Raw genomic sequence first — 24,293 nt, forward strand, 5'->3', positions numbered from 1 at the left:
TACAGATGTCGGCAGACTAGCGGTAAAAAGCCCCCTGTTGAAGATTTTTGCTACAGATGGATAGAAAAAGAATACAACCGGGTTTGTCAGCGCTCCCCGCGTACTTGTAGGAGCGAGCTTGCTCGCGATCAGCTCAGCGCGGTTTTACCGGGAGGTGGCATTGTCTGGAGTATTTTTCGCGAGCAAGCTCACTCCTACAGGGGCCACCCCGTGTTTTGTAGAAAAACCCAGACAATAAAAAACGCCCCGAACCAGTCGGGGCGTCGATCGAGGATGCGCCTCGATTTACCGCGGGTTAACGAACGCCATCCTGGCGCAGGGCCGCCGGGGTGAAGTCGCTGGTGGTGGCAGTGAAGCCGAAGTCATAGGCCGATTTCTCTTCGTTCTTCATGCCCAGTGCCAGGTAACGGCCGGACTGCAGGTCGTAGAGGGTTTCCAGGGCGTACCACGGCACTTGCTTGTCGTAGTAGTTCTCGGCATGCGCCTCGGCCACGCGCCACAGCTGGCCACGGCCGTCGTAGTGGTCGATCACCGCGGCCTGCCAGGTGTCTTCATCGATGTAGAAGTCACGCTTGGCGTAGATATGACGCTGACCTTCCTTCAGGGTCGCGACCACGTGCCAGACACGGCGCAGCTCGTAGCGTGCCAGATCCTGGTTGATGTGGCCGGCCTTGATGATCTCGGCGTACTTCAGTTGCGGCGAGTCGAGCTTGTAGCTGTTGGAGGCGATGTACATCTCCTTCTTGCCTTCCAGCTTCCAGTCGTAGCGGTCCGGCGCGCCGTTGTACATGTCGAGGTTGTCGGAAGTACGCAGGCCGTCGGCCGCGGTACCCGGACCGTCATACGACACTTGCGGGGCGCGACGCACACGACGCTGGCCAGCGTTGTAGACCCAGGCCGAGCGCGGTTCCTTCACCTGGTCGAGGGTTTCGTGCACCAGCAGCACACCACCGGCCAGGCGCGCCGGCGCGGTCACTTTCTGTTTGAAGTAGAACAGGATGTTGCCCGGGTTCGCCGGATCGTAGTCCTTCATTTTGTCGCGGAACACGAACTGGTCCTGGAAGTACACCAGGCTGAACGAGCCGTTGGCCTGTGGCGTCGCCTGGGTCACCAGACGGGTCACGCTGCCGCCGCGATAGCGGGTGATGTGGTTCCAGATGACTTCCACGCCGCTTTTCGGAATCGGGAAAGGAATGGCGGTCTTGAAGTTTTCCAGGCCGTTGCCGCCGCTGACCAGGTTGGTCTTGGTGGCGTTTTCCTTGATCGCGGCGAACACGTCGGCGGGCACCGTGGCACCGCGGTGGGAAGGATAGACCGGCATCTTGTAGGTTTCAGGATAGCGCTTGAACATCGCGTACTGCCCCGGCGCCAGCTTGTCCTTGTACTGCTCGACGTTCTGCGCGGTGATGGTGAACTGCGGCTGCTCGCTGGCGTACGGGTTGGACAGGAAGCCCTTGCCGTCCACATTGCCGGCGTTGGTCGGCAAGGCTTTCCAGGCGGGAATGGTACCGGCGGAGTTACCGGCCATTTCCGCGCCCATCGGCGTCAGGGAGGTACCCAGCTTGGCCGCTTCATCGGCCGAGACCGCGGCCATGACCCCGGTCGCCAGCAGCGACAGCCCGAGGACACCGACCTGCAACAGACTCTTGGTTACTTTCATATTCTTGTTCTTCCTGAAAATGCAGTGCTTAGAAGTTCACGCCGAAACTGAGGGCCACGAAGTCACGGTCATCCACGGTGGTGTACTTGCCGTCGAAGAAGTTGGTGTACGCCAGGCTCGCGGTGTAGGTGTTCTGGTACTCGGCATCCACGCCGAGGCTGATGGCCTTGCGACCTTCCTCGAAGTTGCCGCCAGGGCCAGGCGAGTAACCACTGACGTCATGGGACCAGGCCACGTTCGGCTTGAGGTTCACACCGGCGAACACGTCGTTGTATTCCCAGATGGCACGACCGCGATAACCCCAGGAAGTCGAGGTAGTGAAGCCGTCGTCGTTACAGTTGCGGCTGCGATTGTTGGTCGCCGCGCCTGGACCCGCGCCGTTGATGGTGCTGGTATTGAGGATCTGCGAGCAGGTGTCCAGGCTGCCGGTGGCAGGCAGTTCGCCCGGGCCGTAGACCGGATCGCGGCCGTAACGAACCTTGGAGGTGCTTTCCAGGCCGCCCACGTAGGTCAGGCCGACTTCACCGACCAGGGTCAGGCGGCTGGCGCCCATGACCTGATCGAAGAAGTGGGTGAAGGTGGTCTGCAACTGGGTGATCTCTTTACGGCGATAGCCGTGCAGGTCCTGGCCCGGCGAGCCGTCGAGCAGCGAGGCATTGGCCAGGGTACCGCCCAATGGGCGAACACCGGCGAACAGGATATCGGTGGAGTTCAGTTGCACCGGAGCGTTCGGGCGATAGCTGATCTCACCGCTCCACGCGGTACCGGTAGGCAAGGTGGTGGAGAAGCTCAGGCCGTAGAGGCGAATGTCCTCAGGGTACTCGACGAAGTACTCGGAGCTACCGGCAACCACCAGTGGGCCCAAGGCGCGGAACGCTGGAGGCAAGGCCGCCACGCGATCGAAGACCGACTGCGGAGCACCGGTGGCGCTGAAGATCGGCGCACGGCTGTGGTAGTTCATGAAGTACGCGCCGAACTCGGTGTCGAGCGGCTCGTACATGTACTTGAAGGACACGCCCCACTGCCCGCTGTCCCGCGCATCGCGGTCCGGGCCACGACGTACCAGCACGCCTTCCTGGTTGACGTCGACACCCGCGGCGGCCAATGGCCCCAGGGCAATCGATGGAATGGTCGAGCGTTTGTTCAGCACCCGCAGGTTGTCGCTGCAACCGTCGGCGATGATGTCCGGCTGGGAGAAGAAGGTGCCGCAGTTGTCGACGACGGTCTGGTCCCATTCCAGCTGATAGAAGGCTTCGGCCGAGAGGTTGTCGGTCAGGCTCTGGGAGACGTAGAACATGTTGACCGGGATCAGGCCTTCCTTGATCTCCGCGCCAGGACGGCGGAAAGCCGATACGTCGATCGGGTTGATCGAGTTGATGCCGCCGCCAATGAAGGTACTTTCACCCCAGCTCACCACTTGCTTGCCCAGACGCACGGAACCCGGCTGCTCGGCGATCGAGTAGTTGTGGTAGACGAAGGCGTCGAGGATCTGCCCGCCGGAAGACTTGGCGCCTTCCTTGCGGTTGCTGTCGCTGATGTCCTTGAACTCGCGGCTTTCGTCCTTGAGTTCGAAGTCATACCAATATTTGCCACGGACGAAGACGCCGGTGTCGCCGTATTTCAATTCAAGGTCATGGATGCCCTTGAAGATCTTGGAAAAGGTTTCGCCACTTTTGAAGTTAGCGTGGCCATCGTCGGAGGTCTGGGACAGGCCATGACCGCCGTTGTTGACACCAATCAGGTTCTTGTTGGGGCTCTGGGTAGACCAGCTCGCACCCAGCGATAGAGAGGAGTCGAACTGACCTTCGATTTCACCGATGTTGAAACTGACGCCGAAGGCAGGCCCGGCGAGCGTAGAGGCGAGACTGACGGCCAGAGGCAGTTTCGCCCGGCGCCAGAGCTGGTTTACTGATGTCATCGACGCTACTCCATGTGCTTTATTGTTATGGCAGTGAGCACTTTTAAAAACGCTCTGAACGGGCGGAACCCAGTCAGCCCCGAAGTCGTTCAAAGTTGCATCGCCCCGTGTTGTGCGGTTGCCCCGTTCTTAAAAATCCTTGGGCGGACTATAGCCAGCAGGTGGTACGGCTTGATCCCTCTAAAGTGTGATTTGCAGCCTCCAACCACTCTGGAACAGTCCTTTCGCCAGTCCGGCAAATGCCGGCACGGCAAGGATGGCTGAAAATTCGGATTTGACAAGGCAAGCGCTTGCTTGGTGGGCTCTACCGTGCCCTTTCGGGCACGGCAGGAGGTGCTTACAGGGTCGAAAGAAAGGTGCTGTTGTTGGCCTGCCATTCGGTGATGTCGAGGCGGATGCGCTTCTTGTCGAGCTTGCCGACACTGGTCTTGGGAATTTCAGTAACAAGGGCGATCTGACTGGGAATCGCCCACTTGCTCAAGTGCCCCTGTTCGACAAACGGCTTGAGATGCTCCTTGAGCTCCTTGGCCTCGATTGCATGCCCTTCGCGGACCACCAGCAAGGCAAACGGGCGCTCGCCCCACTGCGGATCGGGAATACCCACCACTGCTACTTCGCGTACCGCCGGGTGCCGGCTGATCAGGTCTTCCAGGGCCAGGGACGATACCCACTCGCCTCCGGTCTTGATCACATCCTTGATCCGGTCGCGAATGTCGATCACACCCATGCCGTCGAGGGTCGCCACGTCGCCGGTGTGCAGCCAGCCGCCTTCCCACAGCTCCGCGCCCTTCTGCGGTTCGTTGAAATAGCCTTCGGTCAGCCAGGGTGCGCGCAGCACCAGTTCACCCTGGGTCTCGCCATCGGCCGGCAGAAAGTTACCGTCGCCATCGACAATCGCCGCCTCCACCAGAGGTCCGGGCACGCCGGCCTTGATCCGGTAGGAGGTGCGCTCATCCTCGGTGCCCGCCAGCAACTCTTCATTGAGGTGGGCACAGGACACCAGCGGCCCGGTTTCCGACATGCCATAGGCCGCCGTCAGCTGAATGCCCTTGGCCTTGGAGGCCTCGTACAGCGCACGGTTGAGCGCGCTGCCGCCGATGACGATCTTCCAGCCGCCGAAATCCGTGCCCTGGGCCGCCTTGGCATTGAGCAGCATCTGCAGGATGGTCGGCACGCAGTGGGAGAAGGTGACCTTTTCCTTGCGCCACAGCTCCACCAGCAGCTCCGGGTCGTAACGACCGGGATAGACCTGCTTGAGGCCGAGCATGGTCGCCACATAAGGCAGGCCCCAGGCATGCACGTGGAACATCGGGGTAATCGGCATGTACACATCGCTGGTGCCCAGCAGGCGCACGCTGTCGATGCTGCCCATGATCACCGCCACGCCCATGGTATGCAGCACCAGCTGGCGGTGGGTGAAGTACACGCCCTTCGGGTTGCCGGTGGTGCCGGTGGTGTAGAAGGTGGTGGCCACCGAGTTTTCGTCGAAATCCTCGAAGGCGTACTGGGTGCTGGCCGCGGCCAGAAGCTGCTCGTATTCGCCCACCAGGTTAGGCAGGTCGGCGCTCTTTTCCGGGCCGTCGGTCAGCAGCAGGGTTTTCTCCACCGTGGTCAGTTGCCCGGCGATCGCCTGGTAGAGCCCGACGAACTCGCTGTTGACCAGCACGAAGCGGTCCTCGGCGTGGTTCATGGTGTACAGGATCTGTTCCGGCGACAGGCGCACGTTGATGGTGTGGATCACCGCGCCGATCATCGGGATGGCGAACATGCACTCCAGGTAGCGATGGCTGTCCCAGTCCATCACCGCCACGGTATCCCCGGCCTTGACCCCGGCAGCCGTCAACACGTTCGCCAGCCTGGCCACGCGCTCGATCAGGGTTGGGTAGCTGTAACGCAGTTTGTCCCGGTAAACGATTTCACGGGTCTTCTCGTAACGGGTGCCGGACATCAGCAGCCGCTTGATCAATAACGGGTATTGGTAAGCGCCTTCGGCTGGCGGAATAACGCGAGTCTGCAACATAAGCATCCCTTTTCGTGACTGCACGGTCGTGGCTTGAGAACGCTCACTCTAGAGCGCCGTTGGCTCTGCCAAATCAGCCAAAGGAATGATTTGCAGAGCCGTACGAATGCTAGCTCCAAGCCAGCATTCGTGCGACCGGGGATTCACGCGAAGACACTCCTATGCCCCCTCAAGCGGCCTGCCCCGCCGCGGCCTCCGCCGGGGTACGCGGGAAGATCAACGCGGCGGCGAAGGTCAGCGCGGCGAAACCACTCAGGATCAGGTACAGCCCGGCCAGCCCCTGGCGCGGCTCGACAAAGGCAATCAACGGAATCGCCGTGGCACTGGCGCCGAACGACAGGCAGTAGCGCAAGGCAAACACCCGGGACTGCCACTGCGGGGCAACGAAGTTGGCGACCATCGCATCGTTCACCGTGACCTGCCCGAACACCACGAACATAAAGGCCGCTCCCAGGACGATGACCGCCCAGCCCTCGACCTCGGCCAGGCCGAACAGCAGCGGCGCCTGGCACAGGGTCAAGAAGATAAAGGGCCATTTCAGACTGAAGCGATGCAGCACCCGGCCAATGCTCAGTTGTGCCACGGCGCCGAAGGCATACGCCAGGCTGACCACCAGGCCCAGGGTCTGCGGCGACGCGAACAGGTCCTGCAGGCGCTCCTGGAACAGCTTCGGGTAGGTCATGGTGGTGGCGTTGAACACCACCCCGCCGGTCGCGGTTGCCAGGGCCAGGACGCCAAACACCATGGCCATGGAAATGCGCCGGCCGTCCACGCCCTTGAGCCGCACATGGGGCCGTGCCGGGATGGGCTCTTCACGCACGTGCCAGGCAAACCCCAGGCCCAGGGCAATCGCCACCACGCCCGGCAGGATGAACGCCGAACGCCAGCCGAAATGCGCCACCAGCAGCCCGCTGATCAATGCCGAAAAGGCCACGCCGAGATTGCCCCACATGCCATTGATGCCGATCTCCCGCCCGCGGTTCTGCGCATAGGCCACCAGTATCGCCGTGCCCACCGGATGGTAGATCGCGGCAAACACCCCCATCAGCGTCAGGCCGACCACCAGCATCGTCGGGCTGCTGCTCAGGCCGGTGAAAATCGCCGAGGCGCCGATACCGAAGAAGAACAGCAGCATCATCTGCCGCCGGCTCCAGTGGTCGCCCAGCCAGCCGGCCGGTAGCGAACAGGCGCCGAAGGCAATGAAGCCGCCCAGGGAAAGACCGATCAGCGCGGCATAGTCCAGGTCGAAGGCCCTGGTCATCCCGAGCACGGCGGCGGGGAAGATCAGCATGAACATGTGATCGATCACATGGGCGGCGTTGATGTAGCGGATTACGTTTCGAGACTGATTCATGACGGCACGCTGTTTCGTTGTAGGTATGCCGTTATGCTAGGTTGGCTATAAAACGCACTCCTGACAATAAAGTCATTGGATCGGACATGTTAATCAGCCACTTTCAGCACGGCCCGGTCAGCGCCTACCCATGCGATTATCTCGACGGTGCCCACCAGGAGCTGCACCGGCATCGCGAGGCACAACTGCTGTACGCGGTGCGCGGGACCATGCGCGTGGTAACGGCCCAGGGCGCATGGGTCCTGCCACCGACCCGCGCGGTGTGGATTCCGCCCCTGGTGGAACATGAAATCTTCATGGCCGGCGATGTGCACATGCGTTCGCTGTTCATCGCCCCCGAGCTGTCGCCGCCTTCGCTGCAGCAATGTTGCGTGCTGGCGGTCACACCGCTGCTGCGCGAGCTGATCCTGCGGGCCGTGCAGGGTCGCGAACACGCGGAAAACCCACTGATCCAGCAACTGATGCTGGAAGAAGTCGCCCGCCTGGAGAACCTGCCACTGCATATCCCCATGCCTCGCGACCGGCGCCTGCAGGCCATTTGCCAGGCGCTGCTGCAGACGCCGGATCATGCCAATACCCTGGAAGACTGGGCGCAGCAGGTCGGCGCCAGTTCACGAACCCTGGCGCGGCTGTTTCAGCAGGAATTGCAAATGAGCTTCAATGCCTGGCGCCAGCAACTGCGCTTGATGGAAGCCCTGCCACGCTTGATCGCCGGCGAGAGCGTGCAGCAAGTGGCGACGGCCTTGGGTTATGGCAGCGCCCGGGCCTTCAGCGCGATGTTCTGCCGCTTGCTCGGCCACCACCCGCGGGAATACCTCGGCGCCCTGAATCAGTTCAAGGCGCTAGGCCCCATCACTTAACCCCGTGTGCAGGCCCGTGCGGCTGCAAATGCTGTTGCAGGTAGTGGCGCAGGCGTTTTTCCACGTCACGGTTTTGCGGCCGGGGCAACCCGGCCGGCCATTCGCCACGCGCCAGCGCGCGAATCGGCGCCTGCTGGCTCATGCCGCGGCGCTGGATCTGGCGCAGCCCCTGATCCCACCAGACATGGCGGCAAGCCTCGACATAAGGCGAGATCGGGCCGCAGCTGCCATACAGCAGGTCGCGCCCGACCTTTTGCATGTCCTTGTTCTGTCGCCTCAAGTAGAACTTGATCCGCGAGCGCTGAAACAGCGACGGCAAGGTTTTGCGCCGTGGCACCTCGCGCTGCATGCGCAACAATTCCGGCCGGAAGGCTTCGCCGTGACGCTGGAAGAACAGCGCCTGCATGGCGTGGAAGAAGTCCTTGTCGGAGAAGTAGTGATAGATGCAACTCTTGCTCTCGCCCACGGATTGACCGCGCAAGGCAAATGACAGGGCGATCTGTTCCAGGGTGTGCAGGTCGTTGATGTGCGCGCTCCACTCATCGATCAAGGCAATCGAGGCCTGCATCAACGGACCGTCGCCAGCCGTCAGGCCACAGACCCCGCTGTTGAACAGGCGCTGGTCGTCAGGCACCGACTGACCGCTGGCCCGCAGGTAGCGGTCGAGCTTGACGAACTCGGGGCGGGCACGGACTTCGGACCAGAGAAACTCGTCTTCATCGATCAGGTACTGGCCGGGCGCAATACGATCGAACAGCCGCTGCGGGTCGGCCTCGAACAAGGTGTCGGTATCGACAAACAGGGTCTTGTCCGCCAGCTCGAGGCCCGCGGCAAAGGCACAGGCCTTGCGCCGATGGTAGTAGCCCTGGTCGCCCTGCCACTCGACCAGCGTTTGCGTACTCAACGGCACTACGTGCACCGGCCAGCCGTGAAAGTCCTCGGGACGGTCGGTCATGACCCGAATCACCAGCGGCTCGGCACTCTTGCTCTGGTCGAGGGCCGTCAGAATGCTGAATTTCGCTTCATGGCGATAAACCTCTTTGCCGCCATAAACCAGATAGAGCAACTGCTGCGGTACTTTTTGTATCGTCATCAAGCGTCCGGTCTCGCGCGCCCTCCGGGCGGTCAAGGGGCTCGACCGGCCGGAGTGGCATAAAAGCGGACGATTGTACGATTAATCCCAATTAATGATCAGAAATATCCGATAAGAGCCTAAGCGGGAAAGACCGACTCAATGCATCTCGGTAAAGGCCAGCTTCACCCCGATGGCAATCAGCACCGCGCCCATGGTGCGGTCGAACCAGTGGCCCATGCGGGCAAAACCGGCACGGACTTTCTGCTGGCTGAACAACAGCGCCACCAGGCAGAACCAGGTAGCCGTCGCCGCCGCCAGGTACACGCCGTAACCGGCCTGGATGGCCAGGGGCGTGTGCGGATTGATGACCACGGTGAACAGCGAGAGGAAAAACAGCGTCGCTTTCGGGTTCAGGCCATTGGTCACGAAACCGGAAGTGAAGGCGCCGCGCGCGGTGCGCTCGCCGGCTTCCAGGTGCAGGTTCTCGGTAGCCGGCTTGGCCGGCTGCGCCCGCAGGGCCTTGTAGCCGATGTACAGCAGGTAAGCGGCGGCGGCCCATTTCAGCGCGTTGAACAGCACGATCGATTGCGACACGATCAGGCCGATGCCCAGCAGCGAATAGCCCACGTGCAGGAAGATCGCGGTGCCGACGCCCAATGCCGTCCAGGTGCCGGCGCGGCGACCGTGGGTCACGCTTTCGCGCACCACGACGGCGAAATCCGGGCCCGGGCTGGCCACGGCAAGCAGGTGAATAAGGGCGACAGTCAAGAACTCGGCGAGGTACATGGACACTCCTGTGTATCTAATTATTTCATCTGTTAGGCTCGGCAGATTACGCCTTCAGACCCTCGTGCAAAAGGTACAGTTGATGACTAACAATCGCCGCGCCGTCTTCCTCGACCACAGCTCCCTGGACCTCGGCGACCTCGACCTCGGCGCGCTGCGCCACAGCTTCGGCGAACTGCAATTGCATGACCGGACCAACCCCGAACAAGTGGTCGAGCGCCTGCAGGGAGCCCAGGTGGCGATCAGCAACAAAGTACTGCTCAACGCCGAAATCCTGGCGGCCTGCCCCGAACTGAAACTGATCCTGGTGGCCGCCACCGGCACCAACAATGTCGACCTGGCCGCCGCCCGCGCCCAAGGCATCACAGTCGCCAACTGCCAGGGCTACGGCACGCCATCGGTGGCCCAGCACACCCTCATGCTGCTGCTCAACCTCGCCACCCGCTTCGACGATTACCGCCAGGCGGTCAGTGACGGCCGCTGGCAGCAGGCGCGGCAGTTCTGCCTGCTGGACTTCCCGATCGTCGAGCTGCAAGGCAAGACCCTGGGCCTGCTGGGCCATGGCGAGCTGGGTGGCGCCGTCGCTCGCCTGGCCGAAGCCTTCGGCATGCGCGTGTTGCTGGGGCAGATTCCCGGTCGTCCGGCCCGTCCTGATCGTCTGCCGCTGGATGAACTGCTGCCGCAGGTCGATGCGCTGACCTTGCACTGCCCGCTCAACGAACACACCCGGCACTTTATCGGCGCCCGGGAGCTGGCCCTGCTCAAGCCCCAGGCCTTCGTGGTCAACACCGCCCGTGGCGGCCTGATCGACGAGCAGGCCCTGGCCGACGCCCTGCGCAGCGGTCACCTGGGTGGCGCGGCCACCGACGTGTTGAGCGTCGAGCCGCCGACCACGGGCAACCCGCTGCTGGCCCATGACATCCCACGGTTGATCGTGACCCCACACAACGCCTGGGGCAGCCGTGAAGCCCGGCAGCGCATCGTCGGCCAGCTGGCGGAAAACGCCCAGGCGTTTTTCAGCGGTACAGCGCTGCGGGTCGTCAGTTGATAAACTGCGCCACTTTTTTCCCAGGAGCAGATTATGGATCCGCGCAGTGAAGTACTGCTTCGTCAGGCTGACTTGTTTCAAGGCTCGCTGCTGCTGGCCGGCCTGCCCGCCGATGACCTGCTCGGCCGCCTGCCAGCCGCCCATGGCTGGTGCTGGCATGCTGGCGACCAGGCCGCGCTGGATGCGCGCTTCAGCGGACGCAGCCACTTCGGCGTGACCGCCCCCGAGCAAGCCTTTGCCAACGCCGTGCTGTTCCTGCCCAAGTCCAAGGAACTGACCGACTACCTGCTCAACGCCCTCGCCTCGCGCCTGGCCGGGCGCGAGCTGTACCTGGTCGGGGAAAAACGCAGCGGCATCGAACGCGCGGCCAAGCAGCTCAACCCCTTCGGCAAACCGCGCAAGCTCGACAGCGCGCGGCACTGCCAGCTGTGGCAAGTGACGGTCGACAACGCGCCGCAAGCCGTCAGCCTGGAAAGCCTGGCCCAGGAATATGAACTGCCGCTGGTCGAAGGACCGCTGAAAGTGGTCAGCCTGCCGGGGGTGTTCAGCCATGGTCGCCTGGATCGCGGCAGCGCCCTGTTGCTGGAACACCTGGACAAACTGCCCAGCGGCCACCTGCTGGATTTCGGTTGCGGCGCCGGGGTCCTGGGCGCGGCGATCAAACGGCGCTACCCGCATAACAGCGTGACCCTGCTCGACGTCGACGCCTTCGCCGCTGCCAGCAGTCGCCTGACCCTGGCCGCCAATGGCCTGGAAGCCGAGGTCCTGACCGGTGACGGTATCGATGCCGCGCCCATGGGTTTGAACACCATCCTGACCAATCCACCGTTCCACGTCGGGGTCCACACGGACTACCAGGCCACAGAGAACCTGCTGCGAAAAGCAGCCAAACATCTGAAAACCGGTGGCGAACTCCGGCTGGTAGCCAACAGTTTCCTGCGTTACCAACCGCTGATCGAAGAGCATCTCGGCCCCTGTTCGATCAAGGCCGAAGGCCAGGGTTTTCGCATCTACAGCGCCAAGCGCGGCTGAAAACCTTTTTGCAAAAGAACGCTTGCCGAATGGATTTTGCCTAGGCAGAATCCGCTCCGTCCTAGGGGAGTAGTCTCCCGCGAGCGCCACGCTCGCCCGGCATGCGTCAACATACTTGATCCTCAGATCATGGCGCATGCGACCCAAGAGTCCGCACAGACGGACCGCAGGGTTTGACAAGACCTATGACACGCACACCTTACCCGGGGCGGGAAGGCTGTACGTGTCATAGCCGTGTCGACCCGCCCCTTAGGAATGCCCTGATGCTGGATTCTCTACTGGTTCCCACAGCGATCGTTGCCTTGGCCGAAATCGGCGACAAGACGCAACTGCTTGCCCTCATTCTCGCCGCGCGCTTTCGCAAACCCTGGCCGATCATTGCCGGCATCGTCGCCGCGACCCTGGCCAACCATGCGGCAGCCGGTGCGGTAGGAGCCTGGTTCGGCAGCTTCTTCTCGGATGCGACCTTGCACTGGATCCTCGCCGCGAGCTTTACCGCGACCGCGCTCTGGACCCTGGTGCCAGACAAGATGGACGACGACGAAGCCAGCACCGCCCGCAAGTTCGGCCCCTTCCTGACCACGCTGATCGCATTCTTCCTCGCTGAAATCGGCGACAAGACCCAGATCGCCACCGTCATGCTCGCGGCGCAATACCCGGAACTGTGGCTGGTGATCATCGGCACCACCGCCGGCATGCTGATCGCCAACGTCCCGGTGGTACTGGCCGGCAATTTCGCGGCGGAGAAACTGCCCCTGACCCTGATCCGTCGCCTCGCGGCCTCGGCGTTCTTCATCCTGGCCATTGTCGCGGTGTACAAGGCCATGCAGAGCAGCGGCTGGTTGTAAGCGCCCCATCAGCAGGCACGCCTCCAGGCAAACCTGCGAGCACAAAAAAGCCCCGAACCAGTCGGGGCTTTTTTTGCAGAGGCCGGCTTGTTCACGACACTGTCGTCAACAACGACGCCTGATGATCAGGGCCTCTTGGCCTGCTGGTACAACGGCATCACCTTCGGAATCGCCGCTTCCAACGAGGAAATACGACTGCCGGACGCCGGGTGAGTACTGAGGAATTCAGGTGGCGCGCCTTCCGAGGCCTTGCTCATCTTGTTCCACAGGGTGATGGCCGCGTTCGGGTTGTAGCCGGCGCGGGCCGCCAGTTCCAGGCCGATCAGGTCGGCTTCGTTTTCATTGCCGCGGCTGTTGGGCAGGGTCATCAACAGGTTGACCCCGTTGTCGCCCACGGCGACCGCTTCCTGCGGCGCGCCGGCGATCAGGGCGATCTGCTTCAGCGCACTGACCCCGTAGGCCTTGGACATCGCTTCACGACCGTGCTCGCGCAAGGCGTGGGCGATTTCATGGCCCATGACCGCGGCGATTTCATCGTCGGTCAGTTGCAGCTTGTCGATCAGGCCGCTGTAGAAAATGATCTTGCCGCCAGGGCCGCAGTTGGCGTTGAGTTCATCGCTCTTGATCAGGTTGACTTCCCAGTTCCACTGCGCGGAATCCGGACGGAAAACCGGGGCCTGGGCAATCAGCCGGTTGGCGATCGCCTGGATGCGCTTGGCATTGGCGCTGGACTTGTCCAGCACGTTCTTGCTGTTCGCTTCGCCGATCTTCTGCTGATAGGACTGCGCGTAGGACTGGTTGACCTCATCGCTCGACAGCATGCTGAACATGTACTGCTTGCGATCGACGCCGACAGCGCCGCCGCTGGTGGTGTTGACCGACTGGCAACCCGACAGCAGCAACGCAGCGGTGAGTGCACCCAAAACCTGCTTCTTACTCATGAAAACGCTCCCTGAAAACATGGCGCGTATCCTAGGCGCAGTTGTGTATCGACGCCAGATACAACGGACGTGTAGCACGCTGTTTTCAGCTACAGGGCAGCGTAGGAAAAAATTCACAGAACCCTCCCCGCCGCGCCCGACAACGCCCGGCAGCTGTCCATTTGCGACATGTCAGCCTACAAAACAGTCATTTTTCCGATCCTCGCTCATGGTCGGCGAGGGCCTTGCCGATACAGCGGGGCAGACGTCATTCCTGCGTCCGGAGCCCTTATGAAATTCAAGTCGATCCAGTTTTCCGTGGCCGCCCTGGCCGGTGCCATCGTCCTCAGCGTGGTCGTTGCCCTGGTGCTGTACGCCCTGTTCGCCGGTGCCCGGACCCAGGAGATGGTGCAACAGCGAACCCAGGCTCAATTCGAGCAAGTCATCGAACAGCGGCTGGTCGGACTGGCACAGACCCAGGTCAGCCAGATCCAGCGTGAACTCGAGGCGCCCCTGCTGATCGCCGGCGGGCTGGTGCGGGTCAACGCGCTGATCGGCAGCAAGGGCGCGGACGGCAATCCACAGCTCAATCTCAGCCGCGAACAGCTGATCAGCCTGATCAAGGAAAACGTCGCACAGAACCCGAAGATTCTCGGTGCCTATATAGGCTGGGAAAAGAACGCCATCGACCATAACGACAGCGCCTATGTCGACACCAAGGTAGTGGGTATCGATGCCAGCAACGGGCGCTTCCTGCCATGGTGGTTCCGCAACGAAGATGGCAGCCTGGGCCTGGACAAACTGGTGGACGTGGACGACCAGAAAGTCCTGTCCACCGGCGTACGCGCCAGCGAGTACTACCTGTGCTCCAAGGAAAGCAGGAAATCCTGCGTGATCGATCCGGCGCCGTACAAGGTCGGCGACAAGATCGTCATGCTTGCCTCCTTTATTGAACCCATCCTGCTCGACGGGGCCTTCCAGGGCATCGTCGGCGCCGACCTGTCGGTGAACTTCATCCAGGACATGCTCCTGGGCGCCAACCAGAAGCTCTACAACGGTGTGGGCGAGATGGCCCTGATCGGTGGTAATGGCCGGCTGGTGGCCTACACCAAGGACCCGAGCAAGTTCGGCGAAAAGGTCAGCGACATTCTCGACAGCGAAGAAGTCGCCAAGCTCGGCAACCTCAAGCGCGGCGAAGTGAACTACAACGTCGACCAGGCCCACGGGCGGATCGAGCTGTACCTGCCGTTCGGCATTGGCCAGACCGACGCCCGCTGGACCCTGATGCTGCAACTGCCGCTGGACGCCGTCATGGCCGACCTGCAGAAACTGCAAAACGACCTGGCCGAACAACGCCAGGCCGACACCTTCGGCATGGCCATGGTCGGCCTGATCATCGCCGGCCTCGGCCTGCTGGTGATCTGGTTGGTGGGCCACGGCATCGCCCGTCCGCTCAAGCAGATGGTGGCCATGCTCGACGATATCGCCCAGGGCGAAGGCGACCTGACCCGCCGCCTGAGCAGCGACCGCGCCGACGAACTGGGCTCGATCGCCAAGGGCTTCAATACCTTCCTGGCCAAGCTGCAGGCGATGATCAGCCAGGTGGTGACCTCGGTGCAGAGTGTCAGCGACTCCTCCGAACACACCGCCGATATCGCCATTCGCACCAACCAGGGCGTGCACAAGCAGATGGCCGAGATCGACCAGGTGGCCACCGCGGTGCATGAAATGACTGCCACCGCCCAGGACGTGGCCCGCAATGCGACCCAGGCCGCGCAAGCCGCCAACCATGCCGACCAGGCCGCCAGCCAGGGCATGCGGATCGTGCGCGACACCTCGACCGCGATTGGCGCCCTCGCCGTGGAAATCGGCAGGGCGGTGGGCGTCGTGCAGACCCTGGCCAAGGACAGCGAGAACATCAACGCGATCCTGATCGCCATTCGCGGCATCGCCGAGCAGACCAACCTGCTGGCCCTCAACGCCGCCATCGAAGCCGCCCGCGCCGGCGAACAGGGCCGCGGCTTTGCCGTGGTGGCCGACGAAGTGCGCAACCTGGCGCAGAAGACCCAGCAGGCGACCGAAGAAATCCAGTCGATGATCCAGCAGTTGCAGCAAGGCACCCGCGATGTGGTACGGGTCATGGAAGACAGCCAGAACCGCACCGACGAAAGCGTGCAGCACGCGGCGAAAGCGGCCGAGGCCCTGGAAACCATCACTCAGGCGGTGTCGGTGATCAACGACATGAACACCCAGATCGCCAGCGCCGCCGAAGAGCAGAGCGCCGTCGCCGAGGACATCAACCGCAACGTGATCAATATCGGCCAGGTGGCCAACGAAGTGGCGGGCGGCGCCGACGAGTCCAGCGCGGCCAGCGCCGGCCTGACCAAGCTGGCCGAGCAGCAGCGGCGCCTGATCAATCAGTTCAAGGTGTAAGCCGCTGCGACCGGCCGCAAAGCAGGCGTGGCCCGTACTAACGCTCAAGGTCCTGCGGACCTTGCGCAGCCTTCGGCAGCGATCGAGCTGGGCGGCACTCCGTGCGAAGCGCTCGCTGATTCAGGCCACACGATTCCGGGTTGGAGCCACAGGACAGCATCAACCCGGGGTCAGGCATTCCGGGGCATTGAGCTTCGGATCGTTCACCAGGTTGGCCAGCACCCGCTCGCGCAAGGCGGCCGGTGGGCTGGCCAGCAAGGCTTGCAACACCGGCAATGGCGTCTGTGGGTCGAGCCAGGCTTCCTGGCCCTGGGCATCGAGGATCAATGGCCGACGCTGGCTGGCCGCTGGCTGGGTGACCACCGCGGTGCTCAGCCAGACCTGTTCCTGCACCGGATAGGCTTCCCAGATCGCCGCGAAGAACAGCGACGAGCCCTCCCCTGGCGTCAGCCAGTACGGGCGTTTACGGGTGCCGCCGCGCCATTCGTAAAAACCGTTGGCCGGCAACAGGCAGCGGCGCTGGCGAAAGGCTTCGCGAAACATCGGCTGTTCGGCCAGGGTTTCGGCACGGGCATGGGCCGGGGTGCGCGACAGATCGGTCAGCCAGGGCGGCGTCAGGCCCCAGCGGGCGCGGGCGAGGTTGCGCTGGCCATCGCTGCTGCGCAGGATCAGCACCGAATCGTTGGGCGAGATATTCCACTGCGCCTGCTGATCCGCCGGAAATCCGGGCAAGGCGGCAAACGCTTGGTTCCAGCGAAACAGGGCATAACGTCCACACATGGGGCAAACAACTCTCGGAAAATCGGCGGCCAGCCTAACAGATCAGCACGCCAGCATGATTGGCCGGCTCGTCGCCGGGCATCGGCAGCGCGGCATTGTACGCAGCGATCAGCTCCCGGGCGTATTGCGCCTGGTCGTTATCCACCGCCAGCCCAAGCAGGCCGAACGCCGGCAACTCACCGGTGCCGCCGAGCAAATCCCGCCCCACCAGGTGTGCCTCGATCCCCTCGCTGGCCAGCATGCCCTGGAGCAATTCCCCTTCCAGCAGGTTTTCCGGTTCGTAGACTCGCTGCATATAACCCCCTCACTCGTTTTCGCTGTGCACCTCGAGCATCCATTCCTCACCGTCGGTCTGCAACGTGAACACAATGGGCCGGCAACAGACCGGACAATCCTCGATGTACTGCTGATCGCCGCCGGACAGGTCCAGCACGGCCTCGGCCTCTTCACCGCAGTAGGGACATTGATAGCGTTCGGTTTCCAGCATCGCGGCCTCCGGAGTGACTTGTGCGTATAATCGCCGGTCTATTTGCAGGGCTATTGAGATCTGAGCTTACTTTTCAGACCGCGCCCGGCTATTTTTCGATCCAAACCTTTTCTTACCTAGCCGTTTCCAACAAGAGAGCATGATGGGCGAATTCGATGCCATCCGACCTTACGACGACAGTGAAGTACCAGCGGTGCTGGCTCGACTGCTCGGCGACAAGGCGTTTCTAGATATCCTCACCCACTTCCGCTTCCCGCGCTTTGCCGGCGCTTTCGGCTGGCTGCTCAAACCCCTTATAGCTCATCGGTTGCGTCGTGAGTTCGCCGCGGTCACTTCGGTGGCGACCCTGCAGGACAAGGTCGAGTTCTACGTCGACCACACCATCGAGCGGGCCACCGACGGCGTGACCTACACCGGGGTCGAGCAATTCAAGTCCGGCAGCGCCTACCTGTTCATCGCCAACCACCGCGACATCGTGATGGACCCGGCCTTCGTCAATTACGCGGTGTACCACGCCGGATTGCCGACCCCGCGCATCGCCATCGGCGACAACCTGCTGCAGAAGCCTTTCGTCAGCGACCTGATGCGTCTGAACAAGAGCTTCATCGTGCACCGTTCGATCACCGGACGCCGGGAAAAAATGGCCGCCTACCAACTGCTGTCGGCCTACATCAACCACTCGATCCGCAACGATTGCGCGTCGATCTGGATCGCCCAGGCCGAAGGCCGGGCCAAGGACGGCGACGACCGTACCGAGTCGGCGATCCTCAAGATGTTCCACATGAGCCGCAAGGATGAGCCGTTCGGCGAGGTCATCCAGTCGCTGAACCTGACCCCGGTGTCGATCAGCTACGAATACGACCCTTGCGATCAGGCCAAGGCCCGCGAGCTGTATATCCGCGCCACCACCGGCAGCTATACCAAGGCTCCGGGCGAGGACGATATCAGCATCGCCAAGGGCATCACCGGCTATAAAGGCCGGGTCCACGTGAACTTCGCCGCGCCGATCAGCGAGTTGTTCGAGGACACCAAGCAATTGGCGGTGGAGATGGACCGGCAGATCCTCGGCGGCTATCGCCTGTTCCCGGTGCATTACCTGGCCTACGCCCAGTGGAGCGATGCCGATCCGGAGCTGCAGGTTCCGAGCGCGGCCCAGGTGTTCCCGGCGGACGAACTGGCCAAGGCCCAGGAAGAGTGGCAACGGCGCCTGGACGCCTGCCCGGAGGAGCATCGCCCGTACCTGGTGCTGCAATATGCGACGCCGGTGCGCAATCAGTATCGGGTCAAGGCGGGACTGGCCTTGCCATAACGCTCACCGCACACAACAACGGCGCCTTCGGGCGCCGTTGTCGTTTCTGTACGTTGATTGCGAGTAACGCCCCTTGTAGGAGCGAGCTTGCTCGCGATAGCGATCTGCGGGCCACATCAGAACCGGGTGCTGATCCACGACACCAGCAACGCCAGCCCCAGGCAGGCAAAACCGAAACGGTAGAAGAACCGGTTCATGCGCAAGGTCGCATCATCCAACGTCTGCGCCGGTAGCGGTTCTTGGGAACGGGATTGGCCCTGGGCGGCCAGATTGGCCAGTGCGCGCTGCTCGCGACGTCGGGTGGCGTGCAACAACCAGCTGCCGGGAAAGGCGAACAGCAAGGCAAGAATATTGATCAGCTTGGCGGGGTGGGCGCTGAACAGCGACCAGATCAGTTGCAGCGACATCACGAACCTCGAATGAAACCGGATAACGAGCCCTGGCGGCTCGCGGCGCGGATTTTACCCAAAGGCCCACTTTCTGCCTGGGCTTTCCGACAGATAACAACCCGTTGGCCGGTTAATTCGCCCTGTCATACGTTCGTCATACAAACAGGCCAGTCTGGCGCCCCTCGAAACCGACACGGAGCTTGTCATGCTGCACGCAGAAAACCAGGATCGCCTCTACCTGATCGCCCCCAGCGACGAACAGGAAGCCTTGGTCGGTGGCCTGGCCTTCAACGTCCAGGACCGCCACTGGCTGGTGTATTGCGCCCTCGGCGGGCACCAGCATGCGGACCTTCCGGAAACCGATCTGCTGACAGGGGTCAGCGTGCTGGATTTTTACGTCGAGGCGGCGTGAGGCCAGGCTCGAAACAAATCGACAGCCAATAAAAAGCCCGGCTTCTGTGGAAGCCGGGCTTTTTTGTGTACCGCGCCGAAGCCGTCAAGCAAGGCCCTTCGGGCCTTATCGCAACCTGCGACAGCGGCTACAGGTTCACATCATTCACCGAGGATCTGGCCGATGCTCGGGTCCTTGAACAGGCGGGTCAGGGCATCGCTGAGTACGTCGCTGACCAGCTTGGTATTGGTTTCCTGGTTCGGCGCCATGCCGAAACGCTGGTCCAGGGAGGCGCCGTAACGACCGCTGTAGCGGCGGTTGGCGTTCTGCACATCGGAACGGAAGGTCGCACCGATGGTGGCCTCGGTCACGTACAGGCCTTCCTTGGGCGACTGATACTTCAGCTCGGCCAGGGTCACAGTCAGCTGTGGGGCATTCAGCGCGTTGGCGGTCGGGGTAAAGCCCAGCAGGCGTACCGCAGCTTCGGCCTGGGCCTGCAGCTTCGGCAGGATCTGCGCGCCCTGGACGGTAATCGCGCTGGTTTCAGGGTAAAGCCCGCCACGGGTACCCAGGGTCGGCGACGGACGGCCGTCGACCACTTTCACGACCACCGGCTGGCCATGGCCGACCGGCGCGAGCTGAGTGGTGAGCTTCGGTTCCGGGCTGAGTTGTTGCGGGCTATGGGCGCAACCAGCCAGCGTCAAACTGGTCACAGTGATCAAACCGAACAACAGGCGTTGCAACATGCTCATTTCTCCAGAAATCAGGCACAGACAGGCGCGCAGTATAGCGGGGGTCGGCGGCCGCTAACCAGCGGCCCGGCGCGAGTCAGTCAGCTCTCATACAGGTTCGGTGCCAGGCGCTTGCTGTAACCTCCCCGTCACGAGCGTTACATGGCCATGTAACGCCCAGGCGGCATTCTTCATCGCAACTGCCCAACAGGTACATCGCCATGCATTTCCTCTGGTCCTTGTTCGCTCCGCGCCAGAAATACCGCAGCTTCGCCAAGCTCGACCCACAGGGCCGTTGCCAGGCGTTCAAGCACTGCAAAGTGCCGCCAATGGGCGACGGCTGGGTGGAAATCGAGGAAATCCGTCTCAACTGGTTGCACCAGCCGCTCCCCGCCAGCGCCCGTGTCAGCCCACGCATTGCCCGCGCCCGGGTACAACCGATGATGGCTACCTGACCAAAAGCCTAATAAAAGTCATTAAACAGGATCATTTCTGCGCGTTTCTTCGTTACAATCTCCCCCCGATTATAAGGACGTCTCCTGATCGGGCCTCGCAGCATCGCTGACGCATCAGCATCAGCTCCCCCGCATTGCCCACAGAGAGCCGCCCACACAGATCGAGTGAAGCCGGCGTGCTTGCTGTTCATCTTGCAAACCACCGCTTTTCGCGCATCTGCAGAGCTGCCATTGCTCGGCCACTGAGCTGTTCGCCCGTTAATGCCACGTGTTCCATGTCGGCATTCACCCCTCGGGCCGGTGCCAGGCTTGGACAGCCCTTTTTTGAGGTTCACGTCTTCAAAAGAGCGTGAAAAAACGGGTTTTCACAACTTCACAAGAGTGTGGCGAGCAAATGAATAGTTTTGCGTCTGTACTGGCACCATTAGCGTCTACAACAGCCCGATTACACAGGACCGAGCACGCCTCAGATACTTGCGCTTGAAGCCTGTCCGCTACGGATTTGGTTGCACAAACGGACTCTTGACCATAAGTCGAATTGCCCGCCCTGCCCTGAAATGCGTTCATACGCGGATCAGGCCTGGTTGGTAGCGTCCGTCGAAGTTGCGAAAAATTGCGAAGATTCGGACATGGCGATCCTGGCCATGAGTGACCTGGGGCATAACGTGAACCGCCCCCTACTCCTGGCAGCTATGCCGTCAATTTGGTGCTGCAGATTTTGGAGACGCGTTAATGGCGCATAACGAAGCAGTAGACGTCGTATTGGTTGGGGCCGGCATCATGAGTGCCACCCTCGCTGTACTGCTCAAAGAACTCGACCCCGCGATCAAGCTGGAAGTCGTCGAGCTGATGGATTCGGGTGCCGCGGAAAGTTCCAACCCGTGGAACAACGCCGGTACCGGCCATGCCGGCCTTTGTGAGCTGAACTACACGCCACAGGCCGCCGACGGTTCCATCGATATCAAGAAAGCCGTGCACATCAACACCCAGTTCGAGGTGTCGAAGCAGTTCTGGTCCTACCTGACCAAGAAAGGCACCTTCGGCTCGTCCAAGTCCTTTATCAGCCCGGTGCCGCACCTGAGCTTCGTCCAGGGCGAGAACGGCGTGTCCTTCCTGAAGAAGCGCTATGAAGTGCTGAGCAAGCACCACGCTTTCGCGGACATGGAATACACCGAGGACAAGGCCAAGATGGCCGAGTGGATGCCGCTGATGATGCCTGGCCGCCCGGCTGACGAAGTCATCGCCGCCACCCGCGTGATCAATGGCACCGACGTCAACTTCGGCGCCCTGACCAACCAGTTGCTCAAGCACCTGACCAGCGCACCCGATGCCCAGGTCAAGTACTGCAAGCGCGTGACCGGCCTGAAACGCAACAAGGACAACGGCTGGACCGTGAGCATCAAGGACGTCAACAGCGGCAACAGCCGCGACGTCGATGCCAAGTTCGTGTTCCTCGGCGCTGGCGGCGCGGCGCTGCCGCTGCTGCAGGCTTCGGGCATCGAGGAGAGCAAAGGCTTCGGCGGCTTCCCGGTCAGCGGCCAGTGGCTGCGTTGCGACAACCCGGAAGTGGTCAAGCGGCACCAGGCCAAGGTCTACAGCCAGGCGGCCGTGGGTTCGCCACCCATGTCCGTGCCGCACCTGGACACCCGTGTGGTCGATGGCAAGAAGTCCCTGTTGTTCGGACCTTACGCCGGCTTCACCACCAAGTTCCTCAAGCACGGTTCTTTCATGGACCTGCCGATGTCGGTTCGCGCCGGCAACATCGGCCCGATGCTGGCGGTGGCTCGCGACAACATGGACCTGACCAAGTACCTGGTCAGCGAAGTGATGCAGTCCATGGAGCAGCGCCTGGAATCCCTGCGTCGCTTCTACCCTGAAGCCAAAGCCGAAGACTGGCGCCTGGAAGTGGCCGGCCAGCGGGTACAGATCATCAAGAAAGATCCGAAGAAAGGCGGCGTGCTGCAGTTCGGCACCGAGCTGGTCGCAGCCAAGGACGGCTCTCTCGCCGCGCTGCTTGGCGCTTCGCCAGGCGCTTCGGTGACTGTCTCGATCATGCTCGAACTGATCGAGCGCTGCTTCCCGGCCAAGGCGACCGGTGAGTGGGCCAGCAAGCTCAAGGAAATCTTCCCGGCCCGTGAAAAGGCCCTGGAAACCGACGCTACGCTGTACCGCAAGATCAACAGCGAGAACAACGTCAGCCTGGAGCTGGTCGAGCAGAGCAGCGAAGCCGAAAGCTACGCTTAAGCCGCGCTCATGAAAAACGCCCCGCTCTCTTGGAGAACGGGGCGTTTTTTATGGCCGCTTAAAGACAACCACAGCCGGCGCGGCGCGTTTTCAGCCGCGGGCTTTTTCGATCAGTTCGATGTAATCGGCGGCATTGCGCTGGTCCTGGATCAGGGCCACGAAGTCCTTGCCGTGTTCGTCCTTGCCATCCAGGTCGTAGCCGGCCTCGACGAAGAACACCAGGAAACGCTCGAAATCGTCGATACGCAGGCCACGATAGGCCTTGATCAGCTTGTGCAGGGACGGCGAAGTGGCGTCGGCCGGCTCGAAATCGAGGAACAGTTTGATCTGCGCATCGCCGATCTCGTCACCAATCACTTGTTTCTTATCTTTACGCATTGCCGACTCCAGCTCGCAGACATTTCACGGGGCAGGCAGTTTACCCCCAGGCCGCGTCGGGCCTCAACGCGAGCGTACCGCGCCGGTGTGCAGATCGGCCCAGATGTGGCCGTTGGCGTAGCTGAGGAACTGGCAATACACCGTGTCGTTGCGCAGCAGGTCCATCACCACCCGATACTGGGCCAGCGGGTAGAACAGGGTGAGGGTCTTGGTCTTGTCGTCGAACTGCGGCTTTTTCAGGCTTTTGCTCTCGCCGTCGAAGTTCACCAGCACCTGGCTGATGGTCGCGCCCTTGTTCAGCGGCTTGCCCTTGAGGCGGACCAGCAGCGGCGAGGTCACCGGGATCGGTTGCTGGTTGGATTGGCGCTGGCTGCCGATGACCACCGAGTACTCGGTGACCTGCAACAACTGTTGCTGCTCGGGGGCGGCATCACGCAGGGTCAGGTCATCGGGAGGCAGGAACTGCGCGTGCATGGGCGCAGGGGCGGCGGCCAGGGGCAGGCTCAGGATCAGAAAAAAGGCCGCGCAACTGCGAATCAAAAGGCTCATGAGGGACTCCAGGCAAGAGTGATGCACTCTAGCATGGGTTGTCCTTTCCACCCTGTAGCCGCTGCCGCAGGACCTCTGACATCCTTGAGATCGCTACGAGCGTGCCGCTCGATCGCAGCCTGCGGCAGCGGCTACAGGAGCGAGGATGGCGCTCAGTCGAACTGGGCGCGCATCCAGGCCTGATACTCGGCCACACCCGGCTCGCCTTCGCGGGGCGCCCAAGCGGCCAGTTCGCCTTCGCCGACTGGACGATAAGGCCCGGCCTTGCATTCGAACATCAGGCTATCGGGCTCAAGCACCACCAGGCCGTGGTAGACGCCGACCGGCAGGTCGACGCCCATGCAATCCCCACCCGCTTGCAGCACCCGCTTGCCCAGCACTTGACCGGCGTCGTCGAAAATCAGCAGGCCCAGGCGCCCCTTGAGCACCAGCAGGGTCTCGGCCTTGTCGTCACCTAGATGGCGATGGGGCGGGATGTAGGTGGAGGGCTGCAGCCCCACCGCCATGCGGTGACAAGGCTCTTGCATCTGATGGAAGTTGTGGTGGTGGCGACCACGGGGGCTGGCCGAGGCTTTTTCAGCCAGTTCGGCAAACAGCGACTGATCCAGAAAGCTCGGCTCGCTCAT

The 24,293-nt window shown here is 62.2% G+C and carries 24 protein-coding genes, 1 pseudogene and 1 riboswitch; of the genes and pseudogenes, 10 read left to right on the top strand and 15 right to left on the bottom strand.

Translation table 11 applies throughout. The features are described from left to right. Positions 1–295: 295 nt before the first annotated feature. The 4 genes from DK261_RS19040 to DK261_RS19055 form a co-directional block, all read right to left on the bottom strand. Positions 296–1,660: a DUF1329 domain-containing protein gene (locus tag DK261_RS19040; RefSeq protein ID WP_009050754.1), complete on the bottom strand. Its 1,365-nt coding sequence runs from the start codon at positions 1,658–1,660 to the stop codon at positions 296–298. A gap of 28 nt (positions 1,661–1,688) precedes the next feature. Continuing rightward, positions 1,689–3,578 (bottom strand): DUF1302 domain-containing protein, encoded by a 1,890-nt coding sequence (locus DK261_RS19045; protein ID WP_009050755.1) that lies wholly within the window; start codon positions 3,576–3,578, stop codon positions 1,689–1,691. Positions 3,579–3,915: 337 nt separating this feature from the next. Then, entirely contained in the window at positions 3,916–5,598 is a 1,683-nt protein-coding gene (locus DK261_RS19050) for a fatty acid--CoA ligase (RefSeq protein ID WP_009050756.1), read from the bottom strand. 169 nt (positions 5,599–5,767) lie between these two features. Continuing rightward, entirely contained in the window at positions 5,768–6,952 is a 1,185-nt protein-coding gene (locus tag DK261_RS19055) for an MFS transporter (protein ID WP_110176141.1), read from the bottom strand. Positions 6,953–7,038: 86 nt separating this feature from the next. Between DK261_RS19055 and DK261_RS19060 the strand changes: the two genes are divergently transcribed. Further along, on the top strand, positions 7,039–7,812 hold the full coding sequence (locus DK261_RS19060; protein WP_110176142.1) for a helix-turn-helix domain-containing protein: 774 nt from the start codon (positions 7,039–7,041) through the stop codon (positions 7,810–7,812). On the opposite strand, the gene DK261_RS19065 is transcribed toward DK261_RS19060, so the two are convergent. Both DK261_RS19065 and DK261_RS19070 read right to left on the bottom strand, forming a co-directional pair. Next, positions 7,805–8,905: a hypothetical protein gene (locus DK261_RS19065; RefSeq protein WP_110176143.1), complete on the bottom strand. Its 1,101-nt coding sequence runs from the start codon at positions 8,903–8,905 to the stop codon at positions 7,805–7,807. The two genes, DK261_RS19060 and DK261_RS19065, sit on opposite strands and share 8 nt — an antisense overlap. Before the next feature lie 138 nt (positions 8,906–9,043). Beyond that, the gene (locus DK261_RS19070; protein WP_009050760.1) at positions 9,044–9,673 is read right to left on the bottom strand and encodes a LysE family translocator; all 630 of its coding nucleotides are present in this window, start codon (positions 9,671–9,673) and stop codon (positions 9,044–9,046) included. 82 nt (positions 9,674–9,755) lie between these two features. On the opposite strand from DK261_RS19070, the gene DK261_RS19075 reads away from it, so the two are divergent. From DK261_RS19075 to DK261_RS19085, 3 genes are all read left to right on the top strand, one after another. After that, the gene (locus DK261_RS19075; protein WP_110176144.1) at positions 9,756–10,721 is read left to right on the top strand and encodes a 2-hydroxyacid dehydrogenase; all 966 of its coding nucleotides are present in this window, start codon (positions 9,756–9,758) and stop codon (positions 10,719–10,721) included. 33 nt (positions 10,722–10,754) lie between these two features. Beyond that, positions 10,755–11,753: a class I SAM-dependent methyltransferase gene (locus tag DK261_RS19080; RefSeq protein WP_103331094.1), complete on the top strand. Its 999-nt coding sequence runs from the start codon at positions 10,755–10,757 to the stop codon at positions 11,751–11,753. A gap of 52 nt (positions 11,754–11,805) precedes the next feature. Continuing rightward, positions 11,806–11,927, top strand: a riboswitch (yybP-ykoY riboswitch). A gap of 89 nt (positions 11,928–12,016) precedes the next feature. After that, positions 12,017–12,601 carry a TMEM165/GDT1 family protein gene (locus DK261_RS19085; RefSeq protein WP_009045541.1) on the top strand — a complete coding sequence of 195 codons (585 nt, stop codon included), beginning with the start codon at positions 12,017–12,019 and terminating at the stop codon, positions 12,599–12,601. Positions 12,602–12,726: 125 nt separating this feature from the next. On the opposite strand, the gene DK261_RS19090 is transcribed toward DK261_RS19085, so the two are convergent. After that, a complete protein-coding gene (locus DK261_RS19090) occupies positions 12,727–13,542 on the bottom strand; it encodes a M48 family metallopeptidase (RefSeq protein WP_009050763.1) in 816 nt (271 codons plus the stop codon). Positions 13,543–14,901: 1,359 nt separating this feature from the next. On the opposite strand from DK261_RS19090, the pseudogene DK261_RS33925 reads away from it, so the two are divergent. Both DK261_RS33925 and DK261_RS33930 read left to right on the top strand, forming a co-directional pair. Then, positions 14,902–15,099, top strand: a pseudogene (locus DK261_RS33925) (HAMP domain-containing protein); the annotation flags it as partial. Positions 15,100–15,210: 111 nt separating this feature from the next. Further along, positions 15,211–15,954 (top strand): methyl-accepting chemotaxis protein, encoded by a 744-nt coding sequence (locus tag DK261_RS33930; protein ID WP_370686835.1) that lies wholly within the window; start codon positions 15,211–15,213, stop codon positions 15,952–15,954. A 159-nt stretch (positions 15,955–16,113) separates the two neighbouring features. On the opposite strand, the gene DK261_RS19100 is transcribed toward DK261_RS33930, so the two are convergent. The 3 genes from DK261_RS19100 to DK261_RS19110 are packed head-to-tail and all read right to left on the bottom strand — an operon-like array spanning position 16,114 to position 17,221. Continuing rightward, a complete protein-coding gene (locus tag DK261_RS19100) occupies positions 16,114–16,734 on the bottom strand; it encodes an SOS response-associated peptidase (RefSeq protein WP_016703569.1) in 621 nt (206 codons plus the stop codon). A gap of 34 nt (positions 16,735–16,768) precedes the next feature. Beyond that, positions 16,769–17,029: a putative signal transducing protein gene (locus DK261_RS19105; RefSeq protein ID WP_009050766.1), complete on the bottom strand. Its 261-nt coding sequence runs from the start codon at positions 17,027–17,029 to the stop codon at positions 16,769–16,771. Between the two features lie 9 nt (positions 17,030–17,038). Beyond that, a complete protein-coding gene (locus DK261_RS19110; protein ID WP_009050767.1) occupies positions 17,039–17,221 on the bottom strand; it encodes a CPXCG motif-containing cysteine-rich protein in 183 nt (60 codons plus the stop codon). A gap of 139 nt (positions 17,222–17,360) precedes the next feature. On the opposite strand from DK261_RS19110, the gene DK261_RS19115 reads away from it, so the two are divergent. Beyond that, positions 17,361–18,530 (top strand): 1-acyl-sn-glycerol-3-phosphate acyltransferase, encoded by a 1,170-nt coding sequence (locus DK261_RS19115; RefSeq protein ID WP_036985434.1) that lies wholly within the window; start codon positions 17,361–17,363, stop codon positions 18,528–18,530. A 116-nt stretch (positions 18,531–18,646) separates the two neighbouring features. Here DK261_RS19115 and DK261_RS19120 read toward each other — a convergent pair whose 3' ends face one another. Continuing rightward, positions 18,647–18,937, bottom strand: a complete 291-nt coding sequence (locus DK261_RS19120) for a hypothetical protein (protein WP_009050769.1) — start codon at positions 18,935–18,937, stop codon at positions 18,647–18,649. A gap of 187 nt (positions 18,938–19,124) precedes the next feature. Between DK261_RS19120 and DK261_RS19125 the strand changes: the two genes are divergently transcribed. After that, positions 19,125–19,331, top strand: a complete 207-nt coding sequence (locus tag DK261_RS19125; protein WP_009050770.1) for a hypothetical protein — start codon at positions 19,125–19,127, stop codon at positions 19,329–19,331. A gap of 140 nt (positions 19,332–19,471) precedes the next feature. Here DK261_RS19125 and DK261_RS19130 read toward each other — a convergent pair whose 3' ends face one another. Then, complete coding sequence (locus tag DK261_RS19130) at positions 19,472–20,056, bottom strand: YajG family lipoprotein (protein ID WP_009045547.1); 585 nt, start codon at positions 20,054–20,056, stop codon at positions 19,472–19,474. A gap of 206 nt (positions 20,057–20,262) precedes the next feature. Here DK261_RS19130 and DK261_RS19135 point away from each other — a divergent pair, with 206 nt between their 5' ends. Further along, entirely contained in the window at positions 20,263–20,496 is a 234-nt protein-coding gene (locus DK261_RS19135) for a hypothetical protein (protein WP_025806225.1), read from the top strand. 732 nt (positions 20,497–21,228) lie between these two features. After that, positions 21,229–22,740: a malate dehydrogenase (quinone) gene (mqo, locus tag DK261_RS19140; RefSeq protein ID WP_009050773.1), complete on the top strand. Its 1,512-nt coding sequence runs from the start codon at positions 21,229–21,231 to the stop codon at positions 22,738–22,740. A gap of 90 nt (positions 22,741–22,830) precedes the next feature. On the opposite strand, the gene DK261_RS19145 is transcribed toward mqo, so the two are convergent. The 3 genes from DK261_RS19145 to DK261_RS19155 all read right to left on the bottom strand — a co-directional run bounded on the left by DK261_RS19145 (position 22,831) and on the right by DK261_RS19155 (position 24,293). Further along, positions 22,831–23,118, bottom strand: a complete 288-nt coding sequence (locus DK261_RS19145) for a PA4642 family protein (RefSeq protein ID WP_007928384.1) — start codon at positions 23,116–23,118, stop codon at positions 22,831–22,833. A 63-nt stretch (positions 23,119–23,181) separates the two neighbouring features. Further along, a complete protein-coding gene (locus DK261_RS19150; protein ID WP_038635049.1) occupies positions 23,182–23,667 on the bottom strand; it encodes a hypothetical protein in 486 nt (161 codons plus the stop codon). 152 nt (positions 23,668–23,819) lie between these two features. Next, positions 23,820–24,293 (bottom strand): WbuC family cupin fold metalloprotein, encoded by a 474-nt coding sequence (locus DK261_RS19155; protein WP_028683375.1) that lies wholly within the window; start codon positions 24,291–24,293, stop codon positions 23,820–23,822.

This window comes from Pseudomonas sp. RW409 (assembly GCF_003184125.1).
GTDB lineage: Bacteria > Pseudomonadota > Gammaproteobacteria > Pseudomonadales > Pseudomonadaceae > Aquipseudomonas > Aquipseudomonas chlororaphis_I.

Coding starts and splice junctions, on each gene's coding strand:
- DK261_RS19040 (WP_009050754.1), bottom strand. CDS start 1,660: ATGAAAGTAACCAAGAGTCTGTTGCAGGTCGGTGTCCTCGGGCTGTCG.
- DK261_RS19150 (WP_038635049.1), bottom strand. CDS start 23,667: ATGAGCCTTTTGATTCGCAGTTGCGCGGCCTTTTTTCTGATCCTGAGC.
- DK261_RS19080 (WP_103331094.1), top strand. CDS start 10,755: ATGGATCCGCGCAGTGAAGTACTGCTTCGTCAGGCTGACTTGTTTCAA.
- DK261_RS19145 (WP_007928384.1), bottom strand. CDS start 23,118: ATGCGTAAAGATAAGAAACAAGTGATTGGTGACGAGATCGGCGATGCG.
- DK261_RS19075 (WP_110176144.1), top strand. CDS start 9,756: ATGACTAACAATCGCCGCGCCGTCTTCCTCGACCACAGCTCCCTGGAC.
- DK261_RS19055 (WP_110176141.1), bottom strand. CDS start 6,952: ATGAATCAGTCTCGAAACGTAATCCGCTACATCAACGCCGCCCATGTG.
- mqo (WP_009050773.1), top strand. CDS start 21,229: ATGGCGCATAACGAAGCAGTAGACGTCGTATTGGTTGGGGCCGGCATC.
- DK261_RS33930 (WP_370686835.1), top strand. CDS start 15,211: ATGGCCGAGATCGACCAGGTGGCCACCGCGGTGCATGAAATGACTGCC.
- DK261_RS19155 (WP_028683375.1), bottom strand. CDS start 24,293: ATGAGCGAGCCGAGCTTTCTGGATCAGTCGCTGTTTGCCGAACTGGCT.
- DK261_RS19060 (WP_110176142.1), top strand. CDS start 7,039: ATGTTAATCAGCCACTTTCAGCACGGCCCGGTCAGCGCCTACCCATGC.
- DK261_RS19045 (WP_009050755.1), bottom strand. CDS start 3,578: ATGACATCAGTAAACCAGCTCTGGCGCCGGGCGAAACTGCCTCTGGCC.
- DK261_RS19100 (WP_016703569.1), bottom strand. CDS start 16,734: ATGTGTGGACGTTATGCCCTGTTTCGCTGGAACCAAGCGTTTGCCGCC.
- DK261_RS19120 (WP_009050769.1), bottom strand. CDS start 18,937: ATGTCGCTGCAACTGATCTGGTCGCTGTTCAGCGCCCACCCCGCCAAG.
- DK261_RS19070 (WP_009050760.1), bottom strand. CDS start 9,673: ATGTACCTCGCCGAGTTCTTGACTGTCGCCCTTATTCACCTGCTTGCC.
- DK261_RS19090 (WP_009050763.1), bottom strand. CDS start 13,542: ATGAGTAAGAAGCAGGTTTTGGGTGCACTCACCGCTGCGTTGCTGCTG.
- DK261_RS19135 (WP_025806225.1), top strand. CDS start 20,263: ATGCATTTCCTCTGGTCCTTGTTCGCTCCGCGCCAGAAATACCGCAGC.
- DK261_RS19085 (WP_009045541.1), top strand. CDS start 12,017: ATGCTGGATTCTCTACTGGTTCCCACAGCGATCGTTGCCTTGGCCGAA.
- DK261_RS19125 (WP_009050770.1), top strand. CDS start 19,125: ATGCTGCACGCAGAAAACCAGGATCGCCTCTACCTGATCGCCCCCAGC.
- DK261_RS19115 (WP_036985434.1), top strand. CDS start 17,361: ATGATGGGCGAATTCGATGCCATCCGACCTTACGACGACAGTGAAGTA.
- DK261_RS19105 (WP_009050766.1), bottom strand. CDS start 17,029: ATGCAGCGAGTCTACGAACCGGAAAACCTGCTGGAAGGGGAATTGCTC.
- DK261_RS19130 (WP_009045547.1), bottom strand. CDS start 20,056: ATGTTGCAACGCCTGTTGTTCGGTTTGATCACTGTGACCAGTTTGACG.
- DK261_RS19110 (WP_009050767.1), bottom strand. CDS start 17,221: ATGCTGGAAACCGAACGCTATCAATGTCCCTACTGCGGTGAAGAGGCC.
- DK261_RS19050 (WP_009050756.1), bottom strand. CDS start 5,598: ATGTTGCAGACTCGCGTTATTCCGCCAGCCGAAGGCGCTTACCAATAC.
- DK261_RS19065 (WP_110176143.1), bottom strand. CDS start 8,905: ATGACGATACAAAAAGTACCGCAGCAGTTGCTCTATCTGGTTTATGGC.